The 7927-nt window shown below is 42.2% G+C and carries 5 protein-coding genes and 1 tRNA gene; 5 read left to right on the top strand and 1 reads right to left on the bottom strand.

Annotation, left to right across the window (positions count from 1 at the left end; genetic code table 11):
* The first annotated feature begins 45 nt into the window (after window positions 1-45).
* A complete protein-coding gene (locus HT722_RS09805) occupies window positions 46-1380 on the top strand; it encodes an Nramp family divalent metal transporter (RefSeq protein WP_000094601.1) in 1335 nt (444 codons plus the stop codon).
* Between the two features lie 78 nt (window positions 1381-1458).
* Here HT722_RS09805 and HT722_RS09800 read toward each other — a convergent pair.
* Window positions 1459-1546: transfer RNA gene (locus tag HT722_RS09800), tRNA-Ser, on the bottom strand.
* 161 nt (window positions 1547-1707) lie between these two features.
* Here HT722_RS09800 and HT722_RS09795 point away from each other — a divergent pair.
* The 4 genes from HT722_RS09795 (at window position 1708) to HT722_RS09780 (ending at window position 7694) form a co-directional block, all read left to right on the top strand.
* A complete protein-coding gene (locus HT722_RS09795) occupies window positions 1708-2448 on the top strand; it encodes a DeoR/GlpR family DNA-binding transcription regulator (RefSeq protein WP_000920651.1) in 741 nt (246 codons plus the stop codon).
* Window positions 2445-3356, top strand: a complete 912-nt coding sequence (pfkB, locus tag HT722_RS09790) for a 1-phosphofructokinase (protein ID WP_000640798.1) — start codon at window positions 2445-2447, stop codon at window positions 3354-3356. Before HT722_RS09795 ends, pfkB begins: the two co-directional genes overlap by 4 nt.
* Window positions 3353-5305, top strand: a complete 1953-nt coding sequence (locus HT722_RS09785; RefSeq protein WP_000701448.1) for a fructose-specific PTS transporter subunit EIIC — start codon at window positions 3353-3355, stop codon at window positions 5303-5305. The genes pfkB and HT722_RS09785 overlap by 4 nt, the downstream gene beginning before the upstream one ends.
* 85 nt (window positions 5306-5390) lie before the next feature.
* A complete protein-coding gene (locus tag HT722_RS09780) occupies window positions 5391-7694 on the top strand; it encodes a DNA translocase FtsK (protein WP_345789591.1) in 2304 nt (767 codons plus the stop codon).
* The last annotated feature ends 233 nt before the right edge of the window (window positions 7695-7927 follow it).

Genomic DNA, 7927 nt, shown 5'->3' with positions numbered 1-7927 from the left:
TAAGAAAAATAATGAAAAAGTAGGTTTAGAAAGAGGTAAGTATCTATGTCTTCTCATAAAAAAGTGTCACTCTCTGAGATTAATCAATCTATCGATACTCCAAATAACAATCATTTCTGGCAAAATTTAAATGCCTTTTTAGGTCCGGGTGCTCTTGTCGCAGTTGGTTATATGGATCCAGGAAACTGGATTACCAGTGTAGTCGGTGGTGCTTCCTATAAGTATAGTCTCTTGTTTGTTATCTTGATTTCATCTCTCATTGCCATGCAACTTCAGCAGATGGCAGGAAAGCTTGGTATTGTAACCCAGATGGACCTGGCTCAAGCAACGGCTCATCATTCACCTAAATGGCTTCGTTATAGTCTATGGGTGATTTTAGAATTAGCCTTGATGGCGACAGATCTGGCAGAAGTTCTAGGTTCAGCGATTGCTCTCAATCTTCTCTTTAAGATTCCGATTATGATAGCAATTCTCTTGACCGTGTTGGATGTTTTTCTCTTATTGCTTCTGATGAAATTTGGCTTTAAGAAGATTGAAGCTATTGTGACAACACTGATTTTAACCATTCTAGCAATTTTTACCTATCTGGTAGCTTTGTCACATCCAAGCTTCCAAGGAATCGTTGAGGGTTATCTACCGAATGCAACCTTATTTGAAAGTCCCTTGCCAGGGCATGAAAGTCAATTAACCTTGGCACTAGGGATCGTGGGAGCAACGGTTATGCCCCATAACCTCTATTTGCATTCTTCCTTGTCACAAACTCGGAAAATCAATCACAAGGACAAGAATGATGTTCGAAAAGCCGTGCGCTTTATGACCTGGGATTCAAATCTCCAATTATCCTTGGCCTTTGTGGTTAACTCCCTTCTATTAATTCTCGGGGCGGCTCTCTTTTTCGGCCATGCATCTGAGATTTCTGCCTTCTCTCAAATGTATAATGCCTTGCAGGATTCTACTATTGCAGGAGCTATAGCTAGCTCGACCTTATCAACCTTGTTTGCCTTGGCTTTATTAGCCAGTGGTCAAAATTCGACAATTACGGGTACCTTGACTGGACAAATCGTTATGGAAGGTTTCTTGCATATGAGATTACCTCAATGGTTCATTCGTTTGGCAACTCGTCTCTTTGCCTTGTTGCCTGTCATGATTGTAGCGGTTCTGTTTGGTCATCAGGAAAAAACATTAGATCAGTTATTGGTTTATTCACAAGTCTTTCTTTCGATTGCTCTTCCATTTTCAATCTTCCCACTGATTTATCTAACTTCTAAGAAATCACTGATGGGAGAATTTACCAATGCCAAATGGAATACCATCCTTGGCTATATCGTTTCCATTATCTTAACAATTCTCAATGTGAAATTGTTATTTGATATTTTCTAAGAAATTCACCCGAGTTATAAAACAAGCATATAAGAAAAAAGATACCCAAGATTTCTTGGGTATCTTTTTTAAAATAAACGGAAGACATGGGATTCGAACCCACGCACGCTGTTACACGCCTACCGCGTTTCCAACACGGCCTCTTAAGCCTCTTGAGTAATCTTCCAATACTTACTCAAATAGTCTACCATAAAGGCCCCTATCTTGCAATAAAAATTCTAGAAATAAGAAAAATGATAGATTTTGAAAGAAAATGACAAAAAATGCTTGACTTTGAAAGAAAGTGTGATAGAATGAATAGTGTAAACGATAACAGGAGGTGATTCAGTGTTAAAAACAGAGCGGAAACAACTGATTTTAGAGGAGTTAAATCAACATCATGTAGTTTCTCTAGAAAAATTAGTTAGTTTGCTAGAGACCTCAGAATCAACGGTTCGAAGAGACTTGGATGAGTTGGAAGCGGAAAACAAGCTTCGTCGCGTGCATGGTGGAGCAGAATTGCCCCATTCCTTGCAGGAAGAAGAAACCATTCAAGAAAAATCTGTCAAAAACCTTCAAGAAAAGAAGTTGCTGGCTCAGAAAGCAGCCTCTCTCATTAAGGAACAAGATGTCATCTTTATCGATGCTGGAACAACAACTGCTTTTTTGATCCATGAATTGGTCAATAAGAATATTACTGTTGTGACAAATTCGATTCACCATGCCGCACAGTTGGTTGAAAAGCAGATTCCAACTGTCATGGTTGGAGGAAGTGTCAAGATGGCAACAGATGCTAGCATCGGGGGCGTTGCTCTTAACCAGATTAACCAATTGCACTTTGACCGTGCCTTTATCGGGATGAATGGTGTGGACGATGGCTATTATACGACTCCTGATATGGAGGAGGGAGCTGTTAAGCGTGCTATTTTAGAAAATGCCAAACAGACCTATGTCTTGGTGGATTCGTCAAAAATTGGACAAACTTGCTTTGCCAAGGTAGCACCACTCAAACGAGCTATTGTTATCACAAGTCAAGGGCATGAGCTCTTGCAGGCTATTAAGGAGAAAACGGAGGTAATAGAAGTATGATTTATACAGTCACACTCAATCCATCCATTGACTATATCGTTCGTTTGGACCAAGTCCAAGTCGGTAGTGTCAATCGTATGGACAGTGATGATAAGTTTGCTGGTGGGAAAGGAATCAATGTCAGCCGTGTCTTGAAACGTTTGGATATACCAAATACAGCGACGGGATTTATCGGAGGCTTTACTGGTAAATTTATCACAGATACCCTTGCAGAGGAAGAAATCGAGACATGTTTTGTCCAAGTGGCAGAAGATACTCGTATCAATGTTAAAATCAAAGCAGACCAAGAAACAGAAATCAACGGAACCGGTCCAAATGTCGAACCAGCTCAGCTAGAAGAATTGAAAGCTATTTTATCTAGTCTGACAGCAGAAGATACGGTTGTCTTTGCGGGTTCGAGTGCTAAAAACCTAGGCAATGTTATCTACAAGGATTTGATTGCCTTGACACGCAAGACTGGTGCGCAAGTCGTTTGTGACTTTGAAGGACAGACCTTGATTGATAGTTTGGACTATCAGCCACTTTTGGTCAAACCAAATAATCACGAGCTTGGAGCTATCTTTGGAGTGAAACTCGAAAGTTTAGATGAAATCGAGAACTATGCTCGTCAGTTACTGGCCAAAGGAGCTCAAAACGTCATTATCTCCATGGCTGGCGACGGTGCCCTTCTTGTCACATCTGAGGGAGCTTACTTCGCAAAACCTATCAAGGGAACAGTCAAAAATTCAGTTGGTGCTGGTGATTCTATGGTTGCCGGATTCACAGGTGAATTTGTCAAATCAAAAGACGCAGTAGAAGCCTTCAAATGGGGAGTTGCTTGTGGAACGGCAACTACCTTCTCGGATGACTTGGCAACAGCAGAATTTATTAAAGAAACATATGAAAAAGTTGAGGTAGAAAAACGATGAAAATTCAAGACCTATTGAGAAAAGATGTTATGTTGCTGGATTTGCAAGCAACTGAAAAAACAGCTGTCATCGACGAGATGATTAAAAGTTTGACAGACCACGGTTATGTGACAGATTTTGAAACCTTTAAAGAAGGAATTTTGGCGCGTGAAGCTCTCACTTCTACAGGTTTGGGTGATGGTATCGCAATGCCTCACAGCAAAAATGCTGCTGTCAAAGAAGCGACAGTTCTCTTTGCCAAGTCAAACAAGGGTGTTGACTACGAGAGCTTGGATGGACAATCAACTGACCTCTTCTTTATGATTGCAGCTCCAGAAGGTGCCAATGATACTCACTTGGCAGCCTTGGCAGAATTGTCTCAATACTTGATGAAAGACGGTTTTGCTGACAAACTTCGTCAAGTAACATCAGCTGACCAAGTTATCGAACTTTTTGACAAAGCTTCCGAAAAAACTGAAGAGCCTGTTCAAGCACCTACTAATGACTCTGATGAGTTTATCGTTGCTGTTACAGCTTGTACAACAGGTATTGCTCACACTTACATGGCTCAAGAAGCCCTTCAAAAAGTGGCTGCTGAAATGGGTGTTGGAATCAAGGTTGAAACCAACGGTGCTAGCGGTGTTGGAAACCAACTAACTGCTGAGGACATCCGCAAGGCTAAAGCTGTTATCATCGCTGCAGACAAGGCGGTTGAGATGGATCGTTTCGATGGCAAACCATTGATCAATCGTCCAGTTGCTGACGGGATCCGTAAAACAGAAGAATTGATTAACTTGGCTCTTTCAGGAGATGCTGAAGTCTACCGTGCTGCTAATGGAGCAAAAGCTTCGACAGCAAGCAACGAAAAACAAAGCCTTGGTGGTGCCTTCTACAAACACTTGATGAGTGGTGTATCTCAAATGTTGCCATTCGTTATAGGTGGTGGTATCATGATTGCCCTTGCCTTCTTGATTGACGGTGCTTTGGGTGTTCCAAATGAAAATCTTGGTAATCTTGGTTCCTACCATGAGCTAGCTTCTATGTTTATGAAAATTGGTGGAGCTGCCTTTGGTTTGATGCTCCCAGTCTTTGCAGGTTATGTTGCATACTCTATCGCTGAAAAACCAGGTTTGGTAGCAGGTTTCGTGGCTGGTGCTATTGCCAAAGAAGGTTTTGCCTTTGGTAAAATTCCTTATGCCGCAGGTGGTGAAGCAACTTCAACTCTTGCAGGTGTCTCATCTGGTTTCCTAGGTGCCCTTGTTGGTGGATTTATCGCAGGTGCTTTAGTTCTTGCTATCAAGAAATACGTTAAAGTTCCTCGTTCACTCGAAGGTGCTAAATCAATTCTTCTCTTGCCACTTCTTGGAACAATCTTGACTGGATTTGTCATGCTAGCTGTGAATATCCCAATGGCAGCAATCAATACTGCTATGAATGACTTCCTAGGCGGTCTTGGAGGAGGTTCAGCTGTCCTTCTTGGTATCGTCCTTGGTGGAATGATGGCTGTTGACATGGGGGGACCAGTCAACAAAGCGGCTTATGTCTTTGGTACAGGTACGCTTGCAGCAACTGTTTCTTCAGGTGGTTCTGTAGCCATGGCAGCAGTTATGGCTGGAGGAATGGTGCCACCACTTGCAATCTTTGTCGCAACTCTTCTTTTCAAAGATAAATTTACTAAAGAAGAACGCAACTCTGGTTTGACAAACATCATCATGGGCTTGTCATTTATCACTGAGGGAGCAATTCCATTTGGTGCCGCTGACCCAGCTCGTGCTATCCCAAGCTTCATCCTTGGTTCAGCAGTAGCAGGTGGACTCGTTGGTCTTACTGGTATCAAACTCATGGCGCCACACGGAGGAATCTTCGTTATTGCCCTTACTTCAAATGCTCTTCTTTACCTCGTTTCTGTCTTGGTAGGAGCAATCGTAAGTGGTGTGGTCTATGGTTACCTACGCAAACCACAAGCATAAAAAATAGAAAAATGAAAAGATTGGACCGTTTGGTGCAGTCTTTTTCTCTTTCCGAAATGCCTGTGAAATATGGTATAATAGAAGAATGGCAAACAAGAATACAAGTAAAACGAGACGGAGACCGTCTAAAGCAGAACTCGAAAGAAAAGAAGCGATTCAACGGATGTTGATTTCGCTAGGAATGGCGATTTTATTGATTTTTGCAGCTTTTAAATTAGGGGCTGCAGGTATAACCCTTTACAATTTAATTCGCTTGTTGGTGGGTAGCCTAGCTTATCTGGCAATATTTGGTATCCTGCTCTATCTCTTCTTCTTCAAATGGATACGAAAACAGGAAGGACTCTTATCAGGATTTTTCACCATATTTGCTGGCTTACTCTTGATTTTTGAGGCCTACTTAGTTTGGAAATATGGTTTGGATAAGTCGGTATTAAAAGGGACCATGGCTCAGGTTGTGACTGATTTGACTGGTTTTCGAACGACCAGTTTTGCTGGAGGTGGCTTGATTGGTGTTGGCCTCTATGTACCAACAGCCTTTCTCTTCTCAAATATCGGTACTTACTTTATTGGTTCTATCTTGATTTTAGTGGGTGCTCTCTTAATCAGTCCTTGGTCTGTTTACGATATTGCTGAATTTTTCAGTAGAGGCTATGCCAAATGGCGGGAAGGGCATGAGCGTCGAAAAGAGGAACGCTTTGTTAAACAAGAAGAAAAAGCTCGCCAAAAGGCTGAGGAAGAGGCTAGATTAGAAAAAGAAGAGGCTGAAAAAGCTTTACTCGATATGCCTCCTGTTGATATGGAAACGGGTGAAATTCTGACAGCAGATGTTGTGCTTGACGTTTCACCTTTTTCAGAAGAAGAGTGGGTGGAACCAGAAATCATCCTGCCTCAAGCTGAACTTGAATTCGCTGAACAGGAAGATGGCTCTGATGACGAAGATGTTCAGGTCGATTTTTCAGCAAAGGAAGCCCTCGAATACAAACTTCCAAGCTTACAACTCTTTGCCCCTGATAAACCTAAAGACCAGTCTAAAGAGAAGAAAATCGTTCGTGAAAACATCAAAATCCTAGAAGAAACCTTTGCTAGCTTTGGTATCAAGGTAACGGTTGAACGAGCCGAAATTGGGCCATCAGTGACCAAGTATGAAGTTAAGCCAGCAGTAGGTGTAAGGGTCAACCGCATTTCCAATCTAGCAGATGACCTCGCTCTAGCCTTGGCTGCTAAGGATGTCCGAATCGAAGCACCTATCCCAGGGAAATCTTTAGTGGGAATTGAGGTACCTAACTCTGAGATTGCGACAGTTTCTTTCCGCGAACTATGGGAACAATCTCAAACGAAAGCAGAAAATCTCTTGGAAATTCCTCTAGGAAAGGCGGTTAATGGCACCGCAAGAGCTTTTGACCTTTCTAAAATGCCCCACTTGCTCGTCGCAGGTTCAACGGGTTCTGGGAAGTCAGTAGCTGTTAACGGCATTATCGCTAGCATCCTCATGAAGGCGAGACCTGATCAAGTTAAATTTATGATGGTGGACCCTAAGATGGTTGAGTTGTCTGTTTACAATGACATTCCTCATCTCTTGATTCCAGTTGTGACCAATCCACGCAAGGCTAGCAAGGCCCTGCAAAAGGTTGTGGATGAAATGGAAAATCGTTATGAACTCTTTGCCAAGGTGGGAGTTCGGAATATTGCAGGCTTTAATGCCAAGATAGAAGAGTTCAATGCCCAGTCTGAGTACAAGCAGATTCCGCTACCGCTCATTGTCGTGATTGTTGATGAGCTGGCTGACCTTATGATGGTGGCTAGCAAGGAAGTGGAAGATACCATTATTCGTCTTGGACAGAAGGCACGTGCTGCAGGTATCCACATGATTCTTGCAACCCAGCGTCCATCTGTTGATGTCATCTCTGGTCTAATCAAAGCCAATGTCCCATCTCGTGTCGCATTTGCGGTTTCATCAGGGACAGACTCCCGTACTATCTTGGATGAAAATGGAGCTGAGAAGCTGCTTGGACGTGGAGATATGCTCTTTAAACCAATCGATGAAAATCACCCTGTTCGTCTCCAAGGCTCCTTTATCTCGGATGATGATGTTGAACGCATCGTAAACTTCATCAAGGCTCAGGCTGATGCGGACTACGATGAGAGTTTTGATCCGGGAGAAGTTTCTGAAAATGACGGAGAATTTTCAGATGGTGAATCTGGTGGTGATCCGCTCTTTGAAGAAGCTAAAGCTCTAGTCATTGAGACCCAGAAAGCCAGTGCATCTATGATTCAGCGTCGTTTATCAGTTGGATTTAACCGTGCGACCCGTCTCATGGAAGAGCTTGAGATGGCAGGTGTCATTGGTCCAGCTGAAGGTACCAAGCCAAGAAAAGTATTGCAACAATAAATTTCTCTCTTATACGGAAATGTGAACCTGACGTGATTTGAAGAGATTTTTAAAGCGGATTATCTATGATGTATAATTAATTGAATCTAAAATAGTACGAAACGACTTTTAAAGCATGAAATTGATTTGAATTCCCTAATAAATTTGTTCACATTTTATTCAAACACTATATCAAGCTGAAACAGGTTTAGAATTTCTTTTAGATATATGCAGACTCCCCCTGTAGTTTCTAG

Source organism: Streptococcus sp. 53, from assembly GCF_013276565.1.
In the GTDB taxonomy this organism is placed as follows: Bacteria; Bacillota; Bacilli; order Lactobacillales; family Streptococcaceae; genus Streptococcus.
This window is presented reverse-complemented; position numbering and strand designations above follow the sequence as displayed.

What these genes read in the sequence shown, in the direction of transcription:
- HT722_RS09780 (WP_345789591.1), top strand. Translation starts at nt 5,391, where the DNA reads ATGGCAAACAAGAATACAAGTAAAACGAGACGGAGACCGTCTAAAGCA.
- HT722_RS09805 (WP_000094601.1), top strand. Translation starts at nt 46, where the DNA reads ATGTCTTCTCATAAAAAAGTGTCACTCTCTGAGATTAATCAATCTATC.
- pfkB (WP_000640798.1), top strand. Translation starts at nt 2,445, where the DNA reads ATGATTTATACAGTCACACTCAATCCATCCATTGACTATATCGTTCGT.
- HT722_RS09785 (WP_000701448.1), top strand. Translation starts at nt 3,353, where the DNA reads ATGAAAATTCAAGACCTATTGAGAAAAGATGTTATGTTGCTGGATTTG.